The 639-nt window shown below is 39.3% G+C and carries 1 protein-coding gene; it reads left to right on the forward strand.

The window, feature by feature from the left end; genetic code table 11:
• Positions 1-70: 70 nt before the first annotated feature.
• On the forward strand, positions 71-639 hold a 569-nt coding region (locus tag P20495_RS20720), incomplete at its 3' end, for an ISAs1 family transposase (protein ID WP_033016063.1).

Below are 639 nucleotides of genomic sequence, written 5' to 3' on the forward strand. Positions count from 1 at the left end.
CAGGGCAAGATCACGAACTTTACCTTGACTTAAAAGTATGATCTTATACTCCTTTTTAAGGAGCATCCCCATGTCTAACATTCAGCTATTTAAATATTTCGAATCAATCGACGACCCTCGCCAACAAGGTAAAGTTGTTCATAAACTATTTGATATCATATTCTTAGCTGTTAGCGCTGTTGTTTCAGGCTGTCAGGGCTGGGAAGAGATTGAAGATTTTGGTCATGATAGACTAGATTGGCTCAGAAAATATGTTCTTCTTGAACAAGGGATCCCTCGCCATGACACAATTGCTCGTGTAATGAGCCGTATTGACATGACGCAATTCCAAGATTCCTTTTCTTCTTGGATGAAAGCCTGCTCCAAATTAACTCAAGGCGGTGTAGTTGCTATTGACGGTAAACGATTGAAAGGTTCATTTAATCAGTCAGATAGACGCGATGCGCTTTATATGATCAGTGCATTTGCATGCGAAAATGGTGTTGTTTTGGCACAATGCCCTGTTGATAAAAAGTCGAATGAAATAAAAGCGTTGCCAGAGCTGCTTGAATTATTAGAGATAAAAGGCTGCTTAGTAACGATTGACGCTATGGGGTGTCAAAAATCAATTGCAAAAAAAATAGTTGGTAAAGAAGCTGA

Origin of the sequence: Pseudoalteromonas sp. BSi20495 (assembly GCF_000241185.1) — a bacterium.
Lineage (GTDB): Bacteria > Pseudomonadota > Gammaproteobacteria > Enterobacterales > Alteromonadaceae > Pseudoalteromonas > Pseudoalteromonas fuliginea.